General features: G+C 67.9%; 17 protein-coding genes. 3 read left to right on the top strand and 14 right to left on the bottom strand.

The features are described 5' to 3' along the window. Positions 1 to 13: 13 nt before the first annotated feature. From BST13_RS08200 to BST13_RS08175, 6 genes are all read right to left on the bottom strand, one after another. Complete coding sequence (locus BST13_RS08200; protein WP_211296032.1) at positions 14 to 343, bottom strand: ArsR/SmtB family transcription factor; 330 nt, start codon at positions 341 to 343, stop codon at positions 14 to 16. A 164-nt stretch (positions 344 to 507) separates the two neighbouring features. Next, on the bottom strand, positions 508 to 1,251 hold the full coding sequence (locus BST13_RS08195; protein ID WP_083162460.1) for a FadR/GntR family transcriptional regulator: 744 nt from the start codon (positions 1,249 to 1,251) through the stop codon (positions 508 to 510). Between the two features lie 17 nt (positions 1,252 to 1,268). Next, positions 1,269 to 2,042, bottom strand: coding sequence for a 3-oxoacyl-ACP reductase (locus tag BST13_RS08190; protein WP_029373334.1), 774 nt, complete (start codon positions 2,040 to 2,042; stop codon positions 1,269 to 1,271). After that, entirely contained in the window at positions 2,043 to 3,419 is a 1,377-nt protein-coding gene (locus tag BST13_RS08185) for an aldehyde dehydrogenase family protein (protein WP_083162458.1), read from the bottom strand. Continuing rightward, positions 3,416 to 4,171, bottom strand: coding sequence for a gamma-glutamyl-gamma-aminobutyrate hydrolase family protein (locus BST13_RS08180; protein ID WP_083162456.1), 756 nt, complete (start codon positions 4,169 to 4,171; stop codon positions 3,416 to 3,418). The genes BST13_RS08185 and BST13_RS08180 overlap by 4 nt, the downstream gene beginning before the upstream one ends. Next, entirely contained in the window at positions 4,158 to 5,525 is a 1,368-nt protein-coding gene (locus BST13_RS08175; RefSeq protein WP_083162454.1) for a glutamine synthetase family protein, read from the bottom strand. Before BST13_RS08175 ends, BST13_RS08180 begins: the two co-directional genes overlap by 14 nt. Before the next feature lie 173 nt (positions 5,526 to 5,698). Between BST13_RS08175 and BST13_RS08170 the strand changes: the two genes are divergently transcribed. The 3 genes from BST13_RS08170 (at position 5,699) to ngg (ending at position 11,001) form a co-directional block, all read left to right on the top strand. Beyond that, a complete protein-coding gene (locus BST13_RS08170) occupies positions 5,699 to 7,276 on the top strand; it encodes an amino acid permease (protein ID WP_083162452.1) in 1,578 nt (525 codons plus the stop codon). 129 nt (positions 7,277 to 7,405) lie between these two features. Continuing rightward, positions 7,406 to 9,214, top strand: coding sequence for an N-acetylglutaminylglutamine amidotransferase (locus tag BST13_RS08165; RefSeq protein WP_083162450.1), 1,809 nt, complete (start codon positions 7,406 to 7,408; stop codon positions 9,212 to 9,214). Next, on the top strand, positions 9,211 to 11,001 hold the full coding sequence (gene ngg / locus BST13_RS08160) for an N-acetylglutaminylglutamine synthetase (protein WP_083162536.1): 1,791 nt from the start codon (positions 9,211 to 9,213) through the stop codon (positions 10,999 to 11,001). Before BST13_RS08165 ends, ngg begins: the two co-directional genes overlap by 4 nt. A 15-nt stretch (positions 11,002 to 11,016) precedes the next feature. Here the strand turns inward: ngg and BST13_RS08155 are convergent, their stop codons facing one another. The 8 genes from BST13_RS08155 to ispG all read right to left on the bottom strand — a co-directional run bounded on the left by BST13_RS08155 (position 11,017) and on the right by ispG (position 19,463). Beyond that, a complete protein-coding gene (locus tag BST13_RS08155) occupies positions 11,017 to 11,580 on the bottom strand; it encodes an alpha/beta fold hydrolase (protein ID WP_083162447.1) in 564 nt (187 codons plus the stop codon). An 87-nt stretch (positions 11,581 to 11,667) separates the two neighbouring features. Further along, positions 11,668 to 12,330 carry a hypothetical protein gene (locus BST13_RS08150; protein WP_083162445.1) on the bottom strand — a complete coding sequence of 221 codons (663 nt, stop codon included), beginning with the start codon at positions 12,328 to 12,330 and terminating at the stop codon, positions 11,668 to 11,670. A gap of 9 nt (positions 12,331 to 12,339) precedes the next feature. Continuing rightward, entirely contained in the window at positions 12,340 to 13,788 is a 1,449-nt protein-coding gene (locus BST13_RS08145) for a cobyric acid synthase (RefSeq protein WP_245839441.1), read from the bottom strand. A 130-nt stretch (positions 13,789 to 13,918) separates the two neighbouring features. Further along, positions 13,919 to 14,776 (bottom strand): type I methionyl aminopeptidase, encoded by an 858-nt coding sequence (gene map / locus BST13_RS08140; protein WP_083162432.1) that lies wholly within the window; start codon positions 14,774 to 14,776, stop codon positions 13,919 to 13,921. A 69-nt stretch (positions 14,777 to 14,845) separates the two neighbouring features. After that, on the bottom strand, positions 14,846 to 15,433 hold the full coding sequence (locus BST13_RS08135) for a DUF1707 SHOCT-like domain-containing protein (protein WP_083162430.1): 588 nt from the start codon (positions 15,431 to 15,433) through the stop codon (positions 14,846 to 14,848). A gap of 46 nt (positions 15,434 to 15,479) precedes the next feature. Continuing rightward, positions 15,480 to 17,300: a penicillin-binding transpeptidase domain-containing protein gene (locus tag BST13_RS08130; RefSeq protein ID WP_083162428.1), complete on the bottom strand. Its 1,821-nt coding sequence runs from the start codon at positions 17,298 to 17,300 to the stop codon at positions 15,480 to 15,482. 121 nt (positions 17,301 to 17,421) lie between these two features. Further along, positions 17,422 to 18,276, bottom strand: a complete 855-nt coding sequence (locus tag BST13_RS08125) for a GNAT family N-acetyltransferase (RefSeq protein ID WP_083162426.1) — start codon at positions 18,274 to 18,276, stop codon at positions 17,422 to 17,424. Positions 18,277 to 18,332: 56 nt separating this feature from the next. Continuing rightward, a complete protein-coding gene (gene ispG / locus BST13_RS08120; protein WP_083162424.1) occupies positions 18,333 to 19,463 on the bottom strand; it encodes a flavodoxin-dependent (E)-4-hydroxy-3-methylbut-2-enyl-diphosphate synthase in 1,131 nt (376 codons plus the stop codon). Positions 19,464 to 19,474 lie beyond the last annotated feature (11 nt).

Genomic DNA, 19,474 nt, shown 5'->3' with positions numbered 1-19,474 from the left:
ATAAACAGATAATTCATCCGTGCCGGGCGCCGAGCCAGTGCAGCAGATCGTGGACGACCTCGTCCTCTAGGCGGTAGCTGACCATCCGCCCCACCCGCACGGAACTCACCCAGCCCTGATCGCGGAGCACCCGAAGGGCCTGCGAGACAGCATTTTCAGAGCGTCCCAGCGCGGCGGCCAGGTCCCCGACGCAGATGCCGGGCGCCCGGTGCAGGCACAACAGGATCTCGAGCCGATGCGGATCCGAGAGCAGGTCGAAACGCCGCGCCCAGCCCGCGGTGTCGACGTCGGCCAGCGCCGAGGCCGCCCGCTCGACCTGCACCTGGTTTTCGAGCTGGTCCACGCTTTGAATGTAGCCCAGGAATGAGCCGAGGGCGCTCAGCCGTAGACGAGCCTCATCACGCCCGCACGAAGGTGCGCATAGTGCCGCCGTTTTGCGGTGTGTCGGGCAACAGACACGCACGGTCGCGGTGCTGCGGTGCTGGGGTGCTGCGGTGGTGCCCGACGTCAGTCCAAGAAGCCGTGCAACAGAGCGGCTGATCCGGCCACGTGGGCCAGCATGGCTTCTGCGGCGCCGTCGGCGTCGCCGGCCAGGATCGCGATGACGATGGCTTCGTGCTGTTCGTCGGAGTGGGCGATGTTGCGTGCCAGCAGAGGGATCTGGTCGAGCAGGGCATTGAGCCGCATGCGGTTCTCCGCGACGAGCGGCACCAGCGACGGTGAGCCTGCCGCTTCGGCGATCGCCAGATGCAACCGGGAGTCCAGCCTTCGATAGTCGTCGGGCGATGCCTCGCGGACATCGGCAAGGCGCGAGAACAGGCCGTCGCGCTCGGCTGCGCTCAGCGTGCGCCCGGCTGCCATCCGGGCCGCGCCGACCTCGAGGATCTCGCGCAGCCGCAGCGCGTCGTCGATCTCCTCCCGGCTTGGCCGCGCCGCCTCGGTGGTGTGCCGCGGCAGCTGCTCGGATAGGAACGTGCCGCCGTAGCGGCCGCGCCGCGCCACCAGGTAACCGGCATCGGCCAGCGACTTGATGGCCTCCCGCACGGTGTCGCGGCTGACCCCCAGCCGCGCGGCGAGCTCGCGTTCGGGCGGCAGCGACTCTCCGGGGGCCAGCACTCCGAGGCGGATGGTCTCCAGCAGCCTGCCCACGGTGTCCTCGAATGCGTTGCCCAGCCGGACCGGCCGCAGCAGGGCGTCGGCCGTCTCCACGGTGGGGGCGGTCGACTGCTGCGGATCCGGATCGGCTGTCATAACGAGCTATCAGGGTGTCACAGCGGTGTCACGTAGGCCGAGCTGATGCCACCGTCGACGAGGAATGTCGAGCCCGTGATGAACGACGCGTCGTCACTGGCCAGGAAGGCCACCGCGGCCGCCAGTTCCTCGGGTTCGGCGAACCGGCCCAGCGGGATGTGCACCAGGCGCCGCGCCGCGCGCTCGGGATCCTTGGCGAACAGCTCCTGCAGCAGCGGCGTGTTGACCGGCCCCGGGCACAGGGCGTTGACCCGGATACCGCTGCGGGCGTACTGGACGCCGAGCTCCCGCGACATCGCCAACACGCCGCCCTTGGACGCGGTGTAGGAGATCTGCGAGGTGGCCGAGCCCATCACCGCGACGAACGACGCGGTGTTGATGATCGACCCTTTGCCGGCGGGCACCATGTGTCGCAGCGCCGCGCGGCACGACAGGTACACGCTCTTGAGGTTGACGTCCTGCACGCGCTGCCACGCCGGCAGTTCGGTGCTCTCGATGAGATCGTCGTCGGGCGGCGAGATGCCCGCGTTGTTGAACGCGATGTCGACGCTGCCGAAAGTCGACGCGGCCGTGTCGAAGAGGTTGTCCACCGCGGCCTGGTCGGCGACGTCGACGGCCACGAACAGCCCCTCGAGCTCGTCGGCGGCGGCCTTGCCGGTGGCAGGGTCGATGTCGCCCACCACGATCGTGGCGCCCTCGGCACGCAGCCGCTTGCCGGTGGCCAGGCCGATACCGCTGGCACCGCCGGTGATGACGGCGACCTTGCCTGCCAGACGCTGGGTGAGATCCATCTAGAGCTCCTCTGCTCGATCTTCGACTGCGAAAAAGACGTTCTTGGTCTCGGTGAAGGACAGCGGCGCGTCCGGCCCCAGCTCGCGGCCCAGGCCCGACTGCTTGAAGCCGCCGAACGGGGTGTTGTAGCGCACCGACGAATGCGAGTTGACGCTGAGATTGCCTGCTTCGACCGCGCGGGACACCCGCACGGCGCGCGAGAGGTTGTCGGTCCAGATCGAACCCGACAATCCATAGGGCGTGTCATTGGCGAGTGCGACGGCTGCCGCCTCGTCGTCGAAGGGCAGCACCGTCACCACGGGGCCGAAGATCTCTTCGGTGACCGTCCGGTCGGAGGGCTGCGGCGTCAACACCGTTGGCGGGAACCAGAACCCGGGGCCGTCGGGAGCGGAACCACGGAATGCTACCGGGGCGTCGTCGGGGACGTAGGAGGCCACCGACTCCCAGTGTGGACGTGACACCAACGGCCCCATCTCGGTGGCACGCACCGCAGGATCACCGACCGCCACCCCCTTGACCGCAGGCTCCAGCAATTCCATGAAACGGTCGTACACATTGCGCTGCACCAGGATCCGGCTGCGGGCACAGCAGTCCTGACCGGCGTTGTCGAACACTCCGTACGGCGCCGTGGCAGCCGCACGCTCGATGTCGCAATCGTCGAACACGATATTGGCGCTCTTGCCGCCCAGTTCGAGCGTGACCCGCTTCACCTGCGCCGCAGCGCCGGCCATCACCCTCGTACCGACCTCGGTGGAGCCGGTGAACACGACCTTGCGCACGCCGGGGTGGGTGACGAAGCGCTCCCCCACCACGGCGCCCTTGCCGGGCAACACCTGGAACAGGTCGGGATCCAGACCGGATTCGGCGGCCAACTCACCGATCCGAATCGAGGTCAGCGGTGTCCATTCGGCGGGTTTGAGCAGTACGGCGTTGCCCGCCGCGAGTGCGGGGGCGAAGCCCCATGCCGCGATGGGCATCGGGAAATTCCACGGTGTGATGACGCCGACGACGCCGAGCGGCTCGTTGAACGTCACGTCGATACCGCCCGCCACGGGAATCTGCTTGCCGCTCAACCGTTCCGGGGTCGCCGAGTAGAACTGCAGCACGTCGCGGACATGCCCGGCCTCCCATTCGGCCTGTCCGATCGGATGCCCGGAGTTGGCCACCTCGAGCGCCGCGAGCTCGTCGACATGGGCGTCGACGGCAGCGGCGAAGGCCCGCAGGGCCCCGGCCCGCTCCGCAGGCGCCAACCGGGCCCACCGCCGTTGCGCGGCCGTGGCGCGGCCCACCGCGTCGTCGACCGCCGCCTCGTCGAGCAGGTCGACGGTGCGCAGCACCTCCTCGGTGGCGGGATTGATGACTTGCGCAGTGCTCATGAAACCCTCTCTGTCGCATACGATTTGGCGGCCTCGACTAACCCTGCGAAAAGCCGGACGTCGTCGAGGCGTTCCTCGGGATGCCACTGCACGGCCAGTACGAACTGGTCACCGGGAAGCTCTATACCTTCGACGACGCCCTCGGTGGTGTCGCGGGCACTGACCACCAGGCCGTCACCGAGCCGGTCGATGGCCTGGTGGTGATAACACTGCGCATCGGAGTGCGCCCCGATCAGGCCGGCGAGCCGGGTACCCGGCACCGTCTGCACAGACGACGTACTGAACACCGCGTTGCCCCGCTGATGCCGGGTATGACCGAGCACGTCGGGCAGATGCTGATGCAGCGTGCCGCCGAGCGCGACGTTGAGCACCTGTGCGCCACGGCAGATTCCGAGCAGCGGCAGCCCGCGCCGCAGTGCGGCGCGCACCAGGGCGAAATCCCATTCGTCGCGGTAGCCCACGGGTTCATCCGTCGAAGGATGACGAGGCTGACCGTAGGCCGCCGGGTCCACGTCACGCCCGCCGCTGATCACCAATCCGTCGATCCCGTCGAGCACCCGGTCGGCCACCGCGGCGCCGTCGGGTTGCGGCGGCAGCAGCACCGCGGTGCCCCCGCCGCGGTTCACTCCTTCGATATAGCTCGCGGGCAGGAAACTGGCGGTGACGTCCCACACTCCGGTCCGCGCCTGCTGCAGGTAGGTGCTCACACCGATCACCGGGCGAGCCTGCGGGTGCGCGTCAGAGCCGTTCAAAACCTCGCACCCTTTCCCAATCCGTAACCGCGGCATTGAAAGCCGCCAGCTCGACCCGTGCGTTGTTGAGATAGTGTTCGACGACGTCGTCGCCGAACGCCTCGCGCGCGATCTCGGACTTCTCGAACAGCGCGGCCGCTTCGGCCAGCGTGGTCGGCAGCCGCTCGGCACCGCTGGCATAGGCGTTGCCGGCCAACGCCTCGGGCAGTTCGAGTTCCCGCTCGATGCCGTAGAGACCGCCCGCGATCAGCGCGGCGATGGCCAGATATTGGTTGACGTCGCCGCCGGGTGCCCGGTTCTCCATGCGCATGCCGTGGCCGCGGCCCACCACCCGCAACGCGCACGTGCGGTTGTCCAGTCCCCAGGCGACGGCGGTCGGCGCGAAGCTACCGTCGGCAAACCGCTTGTAGGAGTTGATGTTCGGCGCATAGAACAGGGTCAGCTCGCGCATGGTCGCGAGCTGGCCGGCGATGAAGCTGCGGAACATCGGCGACATCCCGAGCGGGTCGGCGCTGTCGGCGAACACGGCACTGCCGTCGTCCCCGCGCAACGAGATGTGAATGTGGCAGCTGTTGCCTTCGCGTTCGTCGAACTTCGCCATGAACGTCAGGCTCTTGCCGTGCTGGTCGGCGATCTCCTTGGCGCCGTTGCGATAGATGGTGTGGTTGTCGCACGTGGTCCTGGCATGGTCGTAGCGGAACGCGATCTCCTGCTGGCCCAGGTTGCACTCCCCCTTGACGCCCTCGCAGTACATGCCTGCGCCCTCCATGCCGAGGCGGATGTCGCGCAGCAACGGCTCCATCCGGGTCGACGCGAGCATGGCGTAGTCGATGTTGTAGTCGCTGGCCGGCGTAAGGCCCCGATAGCCCGCCGCCCAAGCTTCGCGAAAGCTGTTGTCGAACACCATGAATTCGAGTTCGGTACCCGCGTAGGGCACCAGTCCGCGCTCGCTGAGCCGGTCGATCTGGCGGTCGAGGATGGCGCGTGGCGCTGCGGCGACCGGGCGGCCGTCGAGCCAGAACAGATCCGCCATCACCAGCGCGGTTCCCGGCAGCCAGGGAATCAACCGCAAGGTGGCGAAGTCGGGCCGCATCACCATGTCGCCGTAGCCGGTCTCCCAACTGGAGGAGGCGTAGCCGGACACCGTGTTCATCTCGACGTCGACGGCCATCAGATAGTTGCAACACTCGGCGCCGTGGGCGGCGACGTCCTCGACGAACAGCCGCGCCGACACCCGCTTGCCGGTGAGCCGCCCCTGCATGTCACAGAACGCCAGGATCACGGTGTCGATGTCGCCTGCGGCGACCATTTGCTCCAGATCGCCTTGTGCCAGCATGCCGCGGTTCAGGCTCATTGCGCACCTTCCTGCCCGTCGGTTACGTGACGGCAAGTCGACCATTGCGACCACGACGGACGGGCGATCGCCTCCTTAATATGCACGATTTTCCGGTCGAAAGGTAGGACAACAGACCAATAAGGCTCTATTGTCCTGGAATACCGCCCACCGCCCTGCCATGAGGAGGCGCCATGCCCGAGGGGCACGAAGAACTCACCGAAGACCTCACCGACGACGAAAAACATCTCGCGAAACTCGGCTACGTCCAGGAACTCCATCGGTCCTGGTCGGGATTCTCCAACTTCGCCATCTCGTTCTCGATCATCTCGATCCTGGCGGGCTGTTTCACGTCTTTCGGCCTCGGCTGGAACAACGGCGGCCCGGCCGCCATCGCATGGGGCTGGCCGATCGTCTCGGCCTTCATCCTCGTCATCGGGTTGTGCATGTCCGAACTGGTTTCGGCCTATCCCACGTCCGGCGGCATCTACTGGTGGGCCTCGAAACTCGGCGGCCCCAAAGCCGGCTTCTACACCGGCTGGCTCAATCTCATCGGGCTGATCGCCATCCTGGCGTCGGTTGCCTATGGCAGCGCGACCTTCCTGGATCTCACCCTGGGCACGTTCAGCGAATCCTGGCTCGCCGGCTACAGCCTGACCCGGGTGTTCATCATGTTCCTGATCATCCTGGTGGTCTCGGCGGTGATCAACATCTTCTCGTCGCACCTGCTGGCGGTCATCAACAACATCTCGGTGTGGTGGCATGTCGCGGGTGCGGCCGCGGTCATCGCGATCCTGTGGCTGCTGCCCGCGCAGCACGCCAGCGTCTCCGACGTGTTCGCCAAGACGATCAACAACTCCGGCCTCTTCTCGGGCGCCACGTCCGGGTGGGGCTGGCTCCTGTTCGTCCTGCCGATCAGCGCCATCCTGACGCAGTACACGATCACCGGCTACGACGCGTCCGCCCATCTGTCCGAAGAGACCAAGAGCGCCGCGAACGCCGCAGCCAAGGGGATCTGGCAGTCCATCTTCTACTCGGCGATCGGCGGCTGGATCCTGTTGCTGTCCTTCCTCTTTGCCGTGCAGAACGCCGATGAGGTGTCGGCCAACGGCGGCGCGGTCGCGACGATCTTCACCCAGGCGCTCGGCTCCAAGTGGGCCGGCGCCGTACTGCTCATCTCGACCGCAGGTCAGTTGTTCTGCACCACGGCCTGCCAGACCAGCGCCTCGCGCATGCTGTTCGCGTTCAGCCGCGACCGGGCCGTGCCAGGACACCAGTTGTGGTCGAAGGTCAACGCCACCAAGGTGCCGGCCAATGCCGTCATGGTCACGGCGACCATCGCGGCCATCATCACGCTGCCCGCAATCGTGCCCGTGAAGATCCCGGTGAACGGTGTGGAAGTGCCGTCACCCGTCGCGTTCTTCGCGGTGGTCTCGATCGGCGTGGTCGGCCTCTACCTGTGCTTCGCCGTGCCGATCTACTACCGGTGGAAGGCCGGCGACTCGTTCGAGCAGGGTCGGTGGAACCTGGGCAGCAACTACAAGTGGATGGCGCCGATCGCCATTGCCGAGATCATCGTCACCGCGATAATCGCGATGTTCCCGACTTCGCTGGGCGGCATGCCGTGGGACCCGAGCTTCGAGTGGAAGTTCGTCAACTACACCCCGCTGCTCGTCGGTGGCGTGCTGCTGCTGCTGTTCGTCTACTGGCACGTGTCGGTCAAGCATTGGTTCACCGGACCCATCAAACAGCTGGAGACTCCGAAAGTCTGACGGACCCGGGTACGCACCTCGCCCCCACGCGCCGGTGCGTACCCGATACGCATGTTTCTGACCTGCAGAGACAGGCTGCGACACGCCGCGAGTGAGACACCGGCGCGTAATGCTTGTAGGGTCGAACTGATGTGTGGAGCCACCGGAGAGGTGCGTCTCGATGGCCGTACGCCGGATGTTTCGGCGGTGTCGGCCATGGCAGAGGCGATGGCGCTCAGGGGGCCCGACGCGGCCGGAGTTTGGTCGCAAGGTCGGGTCGCCCTGGGCCACCGCAGACTGAAAATCATTGACCTGACCGAAGCAGGCGCCCAGCCGATGGTCGATCCCGAACTGGGGTTGGCCCTTAGCTGGAACGGCTGCATCTACAACTACCGCGACTTGCGCCGCGAGTTGTCCGGACACGGATACCGGTTCTTCTCGCACAGCGATACCGAGGTGTTGCTCAAGGCCTACCACCACTGGGGTGATCGGTTCGTCGAGCATCTCAAGGGCATGTTCGCGTTCGCGATCGCCGAGCGTGACACCGGCCGGGTGCTGCTGGGGCGCGACCGCCTCGGCATCAAGCCGCTGTACCTGACGCAGGACGCGCACCGCATCCGGTTCGCCTCGACGCTCCCGGCGCTGCTCGCGGGCGGAGGCGTCGACACCCGGATCGACTCGGTAGCGCTGCACCACTACCTGACGTTCCATTCGGTGGTGCCGCAGCCGCGCACCATCCTGCGGGGCGTCAGCAAGGTGCCGCCCGCGTCAGTGGTGGCCATCGAACCCGACGGCGCCGTCCGCACCACCACCTACTGGTCCCCGGACTTCAGCCGGCGCGCCGACCGTGCCGACTGGTCCGAACGGGACTGGGAAGACGCGGTGCTGGAATCGCTGCGCAAGGCGGTCGAACGCCGACTGGTCGCCGACGTCCCGGTCGGCTGTCTGCTGTCGGGAGGCGTCGACTCGAGCCTGATCGTGGGTCTGCTGGCCGAGGCCGGCCAACACGGATTGGCCACGTTCTCAATCGGTTTCGAGTCCGTCGGCGGCGTGGCCGGTGACGAGTTCAAGTACTCCGACATCATCGCCGACCGCTTCGGTACCGCCCACCACCAGATCCGCATCGACACCGACCGCATGCTGCCCGCGCTCGGCGACGCGATCGGCGCGATGAGCGAGCCGATGGTCAGCCACGACTGCGTGGCGTTCTACCTGCTGAGCCAAGAGGTCGCCAAGCACGTCAAGGTGGTGCAGTCCGGACAGGGCGCCGACGAGGTGTTCGCCGGCTACCACTGGTATCCCCCGATGGCCGAGCCCGGCGCGGCGACGCTCGAGGGAGCGGTGGCCGGCTACCGTCGCGCGTTCTTCGACAGGGACACCGTCGGGGTGAACGCACTGATCAGCGAGGCGTATCGGGCCGCGACGGCGGACCCGAGCGGCGCGTTCGTCACCGATCACTTCGCCGCGCCCGGCGCACAGACCGGAGTCGACCGGGCCCTGCGCCTGGACACCACGGTGATGCTGGTCGACGATCCGGTCAAACGTGTCGACAACATGACGATGGCGTGGGGGCTGGAGGGCCGGGTGCCGTTCCTCGACCACGAGTTGGTGGAGCTGGCGGCGACCTGCCCGCCCGAGCTCAAGACCGCACACGGCGGCAAGGGTGTGCTCAAACAGGCTGCGCGCCGGGTGATCCCGGCCGAGGTCATCGACCGGCCCAAGGGGTACTTCCCGGTGCCCGCCCTGACCCACCTGGAAGGCCTCTACCTCGACATGGTCCGCGACGCGCTCTACGCACCGGAAGCCAAGGAGCGCGGGCTGTTCCGGCCGGCGGCCGTCGACCGGCTGCTGGCCGATCCGAACGGTCGGCTCACGCCACTGCGCGGTAACGAACTGTGGCAGATCGCCCTGCTGGAGCTGTGGCTGCAGCGGCACGGCATCACGGGAGCGGCCGCATGACCAGCGTGGACCCCGACGCAGGAAACCGCGCGGCAGTGCATGCCGACGACGACCACACCGAGGCCATCACCCTCGGCCTGCACGACGCGTCGCCGCAGCATCTCGTCGATGCCATGGCCGACGACGTCGTCCTCGAACTGGGTTGGGGCCGACTGATTTTCGGCCAGACCTTCGCCGATCCGGAGACGCTCGCCGAGGTGCTGGGCCACGAAGGCCCGGGCCGCCGCGACATCTGCATCTACGCGCGCGAGTCGCACGTGTTGATCGCCCGCTCGCCCGCCGAGTTGTTCATCGACCCGAGCCACACCTACCGGTTGCGGTTCACCGAGGAGTTGGCTCCGCCCGAACCCATCGGGTTCTCGATCAGGACGCTGCGGGTCCGCGACGACGCCGACGAGATGAATCGCGTCTACGTGCGGTGCGGCATGGTGCCCGCACCGGTCGAGGTCATCTGGGACAACCACATCCGCAGTGCGGCGGTGTATCTCGTGGCGGTTCGCGACGACGACGGCTCGGTGATCGGCACCGTGACCGGTGTGGACCACCACAAGCTCTTCAACGATCCGGAGAACGGTTCGAGCCTGTGGTCGTTGGCCGTCGACCCGACCGCCGGGCTGCCCGGCGTGGGCGAGGCACTCACGCGCACCCTGGCCGGCATCTTCCGCGACCGGGGCCGGGCCTACATCGACCTTTCGGTGGCCCACGACAACACCGCGGCGATCGCGCTGTACGAAAAGCTCGGATTCCAGCGGGTGCCGGTGCTGGCCGTCAAACGCAAGAACGCCATCAACGAGCCGCTGTTCACACATCCCCCGGAGACCGTCGACGACCTGAACCCGTACGCGCGCATCATTGCCGACGAGGCGATGCGTCGCGGCATCTGGGTCGAGGTGCTCGACGCCGGTGCGGGTGAGATGCGCCTGTCGCACGGCGGGCGCAGCGTCGTCACGCGGGAGTCGTTGTCGGAGTTCACCTCCGCGGTGGCCATGGCCCGCTGCGACGACAAACGCCAAACCCGGCGCATCGTGTCCGAGGCCGGTATCACCGTCGCCAAGGGCCGGCTGGCCACCTTCGACCACGGCGATCACGAGTTCCTTGCCGAGGTCGGCGACGTCGTGGTGAAACCCACGCGTGGCGAGCAGGGCAAGGGCATCACCGTCGGCGTCGACGGTGACGACGAACTCGACGCGGCGCTGGACCGGGCCCGGGAGCAGTACCCGGAGGTGCTCATCGAGCAGCGTGCGCCCGGCGACGACCTTCGGCTGGTGGTGATCGACGGCAAGGTGGTGGCGGCCGCGATCCGCCGCCCCGCCGAGATCACCGGAACCGGCGCGCACACCATCCGCGAGCTCATCGAGGCGCAGAGCCGCCGCCGGGAGGCCGCGACCGGTGGTGAGTCACGCATTCCGATGGACGACGTCACCGCGGGCACCGTCGCAGAGGCGGGGTGGTCACTCGACGACGTGCTGCCAGAGGGTGAGCGGCTGCGGGTGCGCCGCACGGCGAACCTGCATCAGGGCGGCACCATCCACGACGTCACCGCCGAGGTGAACCCCGAACTGTGCCGGGTGGCGGTGACGGCGGCCCAGGCGATCGGCATCCCGGTCACCGGCATCGATCTGCTGGTGCCCGATATCACAGGCCGCGACTACGTGTTCGTCGAAGCCAACGAACGCCCAGGGTTGGCCAATCACGAACCACAGCCCACCGCAGCGGCTTTCGTCGATTACCTGTTCCCGGGACAACCGGGCCTGCCGCAGGCGTGGACGCCGTCACCGACGGCGTGAGCACCGGGCGCCGGGCTACCAGGTGCTCGTGCGCATGACGATCTCGGCGGCCAGCTGCGCGGTCGACTCCTGCGCGTTGCGCCGGCCGAGCATCTCGACCAGGCGGAAGTCCCCGTAGACGTAGCGCTGACTGGCCTTGGCCACCGCGCGGGCCGCCGGCGTGCTGACCAGGGCGGTGGTGTTCATCTCCACGGCGGGACAGTCCTCGTCGCGGATCACCCCGGTGAGGTCGGCGACGCGCGGGTGCCCGCGGTCCACGACCACCAGGCTGGTGAACCGGTCCAGCCGCGTCGCTGCCAGCTCCCAGGCCAGCTCGCCGCCGAGCCGGTCGCCCACCAGGACCGACCATTTGACGTCGACAGCGTCGAGGATGCCGACGATCGACTTGGCGGTCAGTCGCGGGTCGGGCGCGATGATGACGGTTCGCAGTGATGCCGTGTGCAGCCGTTGGCATACCGCGCCGTATGCCGCGGGACCGTGATGGCCGGCGCCGAGCAGCACGACCACCGAACCCTTCTCGGGGCCTGCCACGTCGACGGGCACCGAGAACCCGTCGATCGTCGGCACGGTGGTCAGCATTGGGACAACCTACCGCCCACGTGCGGCGAGCGGGTGGAAATCAGCGGGTCCTTGACGCGAGCGTAAACGGTTCTGTCAGCAGTGATGTCATCGCGCTTGGATGCGGTGCACCTGCTGGTCGAACGCGTCGAGGAAGGTCTGCGGCAAGGTGGCCTTGACGGGTATGGAGGGGTTCTGGGTCGGGAAGGTCACGCCGAACACCGACCAGGAGCCGATGTTCTCGAACGCGAAGAAGGCGCTGCTGTCCGACCCGCTCAGCTGCATCGTCTGTTGGTAGACCAACTCCGCGGGCCGTTGCGTCTCCAGCTTGGTGGTGGTGATCGGGATGCCTGCGTCGCTCGGATCGAAGAAGGTCCGGAATTGCGCGCACCGCTGCGCGGTCGCATCGATCTGGTCCATCGGTAGCGGCGAGGTCAGCACGGTGATGACCATGCGGGCACCGTCGTAGGAGAGCACATACTTGCCTGCACTGCCCGGGCCGCGTTCGGCCGAGCGGGCGATCACCCGAGTGAGCCCGTCAGAGCAACCCTGCGGATTCGACAGCATCGACGGCGGCCCGCCCGCCCCATCGGGCTGGCCCGGTTTTTCGACGATGCGGTCGTACTGCACGCCCGCCGGGAAATCGGCGGAGGTCAGCAAGACCTTCTCCAAGGTGGCGCCCGGCCAGGTGGGCGTCCCGGACACGACGGTCGCACAACCGGTGAGCAGCAGAAGCGCCAGCAACGGCACACCCACCCGAGCCCCGATCATGGGCCCAGGCTACCCAGTCGGCCCGTCCAGCGCCGTCCTCATGGTCGGTCGGCTCGGCGGGCCGTGGGTGAGCAGATCCATGACGGCATCGACGTCGAGATGCTCCGCCAACAGATCGGCCATCAGGTCCAGCTGAGCATCGCGGCGCGCGGCCACGTCGATGTCGTCGGCGACGACGAATCCGGTGCGCCCCGCGGCCCGCGCAACCTCGGTGAGCCAGGACCTGCGCACCGCGTCGTTGTCGAGCAGGCCGTGCCAGTGCGTGCCGTACACCGCACCGCGGCGGATACCCACGTTGCCCAGCCAATCCTGTTCGGCGTTGCCGACGACCCGGCCGTGATGGATCTCGTAGCCGTACAGCGGAGTGTTCCAGCGCCGCAGGGTTTTCTCGCGATCGAACACGATGTCGGCGGCCAGCAACCCGAGGCCCGCGACGCTGCCTGCGCGTGATTCCACGGAGTCCTCGATCCGGCGGCACAGCATCTGAAATCCCCCGCACACGCCGAGCACCGCCCGGCCCTGCGCGGCGTGCACTCGGATGGCCTCGGCGAGGCCGCGTTCGGTCAGCCAGGCCAGGTCGCCGACCGTGGCCTTGCTGCCGGGGATCACGACGACGTCAGCCCCGGCGAGATCCGTCGCGTCGGCCACCCACCGCACGTCGACGCCCGGCTCGCAGGCCAGCGCCTCTATATCGGTGGAGTTGGAGATGCGCGGCAGTCGGATGGCCGCGACCGTCAAAGACTGCTCACCGCGCGGCGGTTGGGGCGGCCCGACCAGTCCGCCCGGGCGCACCGACACCGAATCCTCGGTGTCGAGCCAGATGCCGTCGTGAAACGGGATCACGCCGTAGGTCGGCCTGCCGGTCATCGCATGCAGCTGCTGCAGGCCGGGCTCGAGCAGCGCCGGGTCGCCGCGGAATTTGTTGACGACGAATCCGGCGATGAGTGCCTGGTCGGCAGGTTCGAGGACCGCGACGGTGCCGTGCAGGTGCGCCAGCAGTCCGCCGCGGTCGATGTCGCCGACGAGGATCACCGGCAGATCAGCGGCGCGGGCAAGACCCATGTTCGCCAGATCCGTTGCGCGCAGGTTGATCTCGGCGGGCGACCCGGCACCCTCGCAGATCACCACATCGAATTCGGCTCGCAGCGCGGCCAATTCGTCGGCCACCGCGGCCGCGAGCCGGTCCCGGTGGGTGAAGTAGTCGCCTGCGGCCACCGATCCCGCGACCCGACCCCGAAGGACCAGCTGAGAGGTGCGATCGGAGCCGGGCTTGAGCAGGATGGGGTTGAACCGGGTGTGCGGCGCGAGCCCCGCGGCGCGAGCCTGCATCGCCTGAGCTCGGCCGATCTCGCCGCCGTCGACGGTCACCGCCGAGTTGTTCGACATGTTCTGCGCCTTGAACGGCGCGACCCGCACTCCCCTGCGCGCGAGCAACCGGCACAGGCCCGCGACCACCATCGACTTGCCTGCGTCGGAAGTGGTTCCGGCGACCAGCAGTGCGCCGCTCACTTTTCTTGGGCGAGCAGACGTGAAAGTCCACGACACGCCGGAGAAAAGGGGACCTCCGCGACTGCTCGCCAGAGAAACGTCACGGCAAGGTCAGGATGTCGGCGCCATCCTCGGTGACCACCAGCGTGTGCTCGAACTGCGCGGTCCACTTGCCGTCCTTGGTGGCGACGGTCCAGTCGTCGTCCCAGATCTCGTAGTCCAGGCCGCCAAGGTTGATCATCGGCTCGATGGTGAACGTCATACCGGGCTCGAGCACGGTCTCGACGGCGGGCTGGTCGTAGTGCAGCACCACCAGCCCGTTGTGGAAGGTGGTGCCGATGCCGTGGCCGGTGAAATCGCGAACCACGTTGTAGCCGAACCGGTTTGCGTAGGACTCGATGACCCGCCCGACGATGGACAGGGCGCGCCCGGGCTTGACGGCCTTGATGGCCCGCATGGTGGCCTCGTGCGTGCGCTCGACGAGCAGGCGGTGTTCCTCGGAGACGTCGCCTGCCAGGAAGGTGGCGTTGGTGTCGCCGTGCACGCCGTCGATGTAGGCGGTGACGTCGATGTTGACGATGTCACCGTCCTCGATCACGGTCGAATCCGGGATGCCGTGGCAGATGATTTCATTGAGCGACGTGCAGCAGGATTTGGGAAAACCCTTGTAGCCCAGGGTCGACGGGTAGGCCCCGTGGTCGATCATGTACTCGTGGGCGATCCGGTCGAGTTCGTCGGTGGTCACCCCGGGCGCAACGGCCTTGCCCGCCTCTGCCAGCGCCTGCGCCGCGATGCGCCCGGCGACCCGCATCTTCTCGATCACCTCGGCCGTCTGCACCCACGGTTCGCTGCCTTCTTGCACCGTCGGCTTCCACGCATACTCGGGACGCGGGATCGACTTGGGCACCGGCAGGGTCGGTGACAGCACGCCGGGGCGCAGGGCAGAACGAACAGACATAGGGGTCAGGGTACCGATCGGTGGGTACAGCGCACGCGGCAGCGCCGACGTGGACCCGCGACAAAAACGCTAGCCGCGCTGGCCGCGGCCGAACCATCCCTTGCGCGGACCACGGATGTCGACCGATCCGCACACGACCCGGCCGGTGAGGATGACGTGCGGGGTGCCGTCTGCCGGTGCGTCGCGGCGGCGATCGGTGGCACTGCCGACAATCACCTCGACATCGTCGATGGAGGCACTGGCGCCCTCGGGCAGCCGCATCTCCAGCGAACCGAACTTCAGGTCGAGCTCGACGACCACCATCGGACCGGCGAACCGGGCCCGGGTCAGATCGAGTTCCACCGAACCCATGCGGCGTACGAGCGCGAGCCGCGTCGGGACCGTCCATTCACCGTGGCGTTTGAGCGAGCCCATGACGCCTCGTAGCTCGACGCGGTCGGCCGCGGATGTGACGATCGCCGCAGGGCCGGGCAGATCACCGACCAGCGCGTCGAGATCGGCCTGCAGCCGCGCGCGGGACACGAGTGCCGAGCGCTCCTCGAACTCGTCGATGGCGATCAGGCCGAGCGCGACGGCGTTGTGCAGCCGCCGCAACGTGCCGTTGCGGTCGGCGTCGGAGACGCGCAGCTCCACCGATTGCTCATTGATCCCGGTCATGACCCGTCCAGATTACCGGGATTGGTGCTACCGCAGGTACCGCAGATCACGCCAGGTAGTCCGGCGGCAAGCCCTGGAACATCGTCTTGCACATCCGCACCGCGTACTCCGAGCTGCCACCGCCCACGATCAGGGCCGCGAAGGCCAGGTCCCCGCGGTAACCGGCGAACCACGCGTGGGAGCCGCCGTCGTATTCGGCCTCACCGGTCTTACCGCGCACGTCGCCGAACCCGTTGATCTCCTTGGCCGTGCCGTTGGTCACCACCAGCTGCATCATCGGGCGCAGGCCGTCGATCATCTTCTGCGAGATCGGGGCGCCCGCGTCGTCGATGGTCGTCTGGTGGCCTTCGATCAACTGCGGCACCGGGGTCTTGCCCGCGGCCACCGTCGCGGCCGCGAGCGCCATGCCGAACGGGCTCACCAGGACCTTGCCCTGGCCGAAGCCGTCCTCGGTGCGTTCGGTGAGGCTCACAGTCGGAGGCACCGAGCCGGACACCGTGCTGATGCCGTCGACGTGGTAGTCGGGGCCGATGCCGTACTGCTTGGCGGCCTCGTTGAGCGCTCGCGGCGGCATCTTGCTGGCCAGCTCGGCGAAGGTGGTATTGCACGAATTGGCGAATGCCCGCGACATCGGCACGACACCGAGGTCGAACGCGTCGTAATTGGTGACGATGCGGTGCCCGATCTCCAGGGTGCCGGGGCAACCGAGCAGGGTGTTCGGGTTGGCCATGTCGCGATCGATGGCGCCACCCGCGGTGATGATCTTGAAGGTCGACCCGGGTGGAAACAGGCCGGTGGTGGCGATGGGCCCGTCGGCGTCGGCGGCCGCATTCTGCGCGACGGCCAGGATTTCTCCGGTCGACGGTTTGATCGCGACGATCATCGCCTTGCGCCCGGTGGTGTTCACCGCGTTCTGCGCGGCGTTCTGCACGGCCCGGTCCAGGCTGATGGTGACCGACGGTGCGGGGTTGCCGGGCACCTCGTTGAGGACGTCGACGTCGACGCCGTTCTGGTTGACGGTGACGACGCGCCAGCCGGCCTGCCCCGCAAGGTCGTCGACCACGGCCTTCTTGACCTCGTTGACGATCGCGGGCGCGAACGTCTCGTCGGTCGGCAACATCTCGTCCTGCGGCGTGACGACGACGCCGGGCAGCGCGGCGATCGCCGGTGCCACACGGTCATGGTCGGACTGGCGCAGCGTGATCAGGCTCAACGGCTGGGCCGACGAGCTCGCCTGCTCGGCCAGCTGCTGCGCGTCCAGCGTCGGGTCGAACGGGCGCAGCGCGTCGGCCACCGCCTTGGCCGTCGACATCAGCGCGACGCCGGCGGATCTCGCGTCCAGCCCGTAGTGGTAGAGGTAGCCCGGCACCAGCACGTCGGTGCCGCCGTGCTCGTTGACCGAGGCACGGCGGGGCTGGTCGGCGCGCAGCGCGAAGGTCTGATGCTCACCCAGCCGCGGATGCAAACCTGTTGCGCTCCAACGGACTTCCCAGCGCCCCTCCTCGCGCACCAGGTTGAGCTGGCCGTCGTAGGTCCAGGTGCGGTTCTTGGGCAGATGCCAGGTGTACCGGTAGTTCACGCTGCCGGTGTCTTGCGCGTACTTCGACCCGGTGATCTGTGCATCGAGCCGGGTGGCCTGCAGTCCGGACCACGCCTCGGTCAGCGCGGTCTTGGCCTCGGCCGGTTTGTCGGACAGTGCCGCTGCCGCCGCGGCGTCGCCGGTAGCCAAGGCCGCGAAGAACTTCTCGGCGGCCGGTTCGGGTCCATCCGGACGCGGCGTACACCCGCTGAGCGCGACGGCCGCCAGAACCGTTGCCACGGTCAGCAGACTGGCGGTCCGTGTTACTGATGATGTTCGCGTTGCCATTGAGGCTGATGTTATGAACGTGCAGACCCGAATGGTTGGAGGCGCACCGTGATCGAACCGAGACGCGTACGTGAACCCACCGTTGTCGCGACGTTCTCGGGGCGCGTCGCGCGTCTGGAGCTCAGTCCATCAGCACGGTCGCGAAAACGCCGACCTGATCGAAGCCGATCCGCGCGTAGGTGGCGCGCGCGACCGTGTTGTAGTCGTTGACGTAGAGACTCGCGACGCGACCCGAGGCGACCACCGCGGCCGCCAACGCCGCCGTGCCCGCGGTGCCCAGGCCGTGACCGCGCCAATCCGGGCGCACCCAGACCCCTTGGATCTGGCCGACAGCCGGTGACTGCGAACCGATTTCGGCCTTGAACACCACTTCACCGCGTTCGAACCGGGCCCAGGCCCGGCCCGCCGCGATCAGCCCGGCGATGCGACGGCGATACCCGCGGCCGCCGTCGCCCAGCCGCGGATCGACGCCGACCTCACCGATGAACATGTCGATGGCGGCCACCAGGTACGCGTCGAGTTCCTCCATCCGCACGGGCCGCACCGCCGGGTCGACCTGGCACTGCGGCATGGAGGTCAAGGCCAGCAGCGGCTGCTGCTCGCGCACGTCGCGGGCCGTACCCCACACCGATTCCAGCCGCTGCCACATCGGCAACACCAGCTGCGCGTGGCCCACCAGCGACGAGCACCGTCGCGGCGCACTCATGGCCTTGTCGGAAAACGCCTTGAGGTCATCGAGACTGCCGCGCAACGGGATCAGATTCGGGCCTGCATAACACAGTGATTCGGTGACGCGGCGCCGCGTCCACAGTTCGCCGCCGATGGCGCCGGGTTCGACCCCGAACTCGGCGACGCGCGAGGCCACCATGCACGATCCGACCGGGTCCTCGTCGAGCACCTGCAGCACGGCGGCGGCGTCGCGTGCCACCGAGACCCGTCGCTCGTCGACAAGGCGGAAAATTGGCGGAGCCGACATCGGCGATTCTCTCTGCTCAACCCGGGACGGTGGTGACCCTGCTCACAAGGTCACATTCAGCTTACGGTCACCACCGGGGAACCGCTGGCATCACCCGTACCTTGTTCGGCAAGTCGCATCGCCTCTTCGATCAGCGTCTCGACGATCTGAGCCTCGGGCACGGTCTTGATGACCTCGCCCTTGACGAAGATCTGGCCCTTGCCGTTGCCGGAAGCCACACCGAGGTCGGCCTCGCGCGCCTCGCCGGGACCGTTGACGACGCATCCCATCACCGCCACCCGCAGCGGCACCTCGAGCCCGTCCAGGCCCGCGCTCACCGCGTTGGCCAGCGTGTACACGTCGACCTGCGCCCGCCCGCACGACGGGCACGACACGATCTCCAGGCCCCGCGGCCGCAGGTTCAACGACTCCAGGATCTGGTTGCCAACCTTGACCTCCTCGGCCGGCGGGGCCGACAGCGACACCCGGATGGTGTCCCCGATGCCCTCGCTGAGCAGCGCCCCGAACGCGACCGCGCTCTTGATGGTGCCCTGGAACGCCGGGCCCGCCTCGGTGACCCCGAGGTGCAGCGGGTAGTCGCACTGGGCCGCCAGCTGGCGGTACGCCTCAACCATGATCACCGGGTCGTTGTGCTTGACCGAGATCTTGATGTCGCCGTAGCCGTGTTCCTCGAACAACGAGGCTTCCCACAACGCGGATTCGACCAGGGCCTCCGGGGTGGCCTTGCCGTATTTCTTGAGCAGCCGCGGGTCCAGCGAGCCTGCGTTGACGCCGATGCGGATGGGGATGCCCGCATCGCCTGCCGCCTTGGCGACCTCCTTGACCCGGCCGTCGAACTCCTTGATGTTGCCCGGATTGACGCGGACCGCCGCGCACCCCGCATCGATCGCGGCAAAGATGTACTTGGGCTGGAAGTGGATGTCGGCGATCACGGGGATCTGGCTGTGCCGGGCGATCTCGGCGAGCGCGTCGGCGTCCTCCTGCCGGGGACACGCCACGCGCACGATGTCGCAGCCCGACGCGGTCAGCTCGGCGATCTGCTGAAGTGTCGAGTTCACGTCATGGGTCTTGGTGGTGCACATGGACTGCACGGCGATCGGGTGATCGCTCCCGACGCCGACATTGCCCACCATCAGCTGGCGGGTCTTGCGCCGGGGCGCAAGCACGGGCGGCGGCGGTGCAGGCATACCCAAACCGA

This window comes from Mycobacterium aquaticum (genome assembly GCF_002086485.1).
Taxonomy (GTDB): domain Bacteria; phylum Actinomycetota; class Actinomycetes; order Mycobacteriales; family Mycobacteriaceae; genus Mycobacterium; species Mycobacterium aquaticum.
The sequence above is the reverse complement of the archived record's forward strand: the minus strand, read 5'-3'. Positions and strand labels throughout refer to the sequence as shown.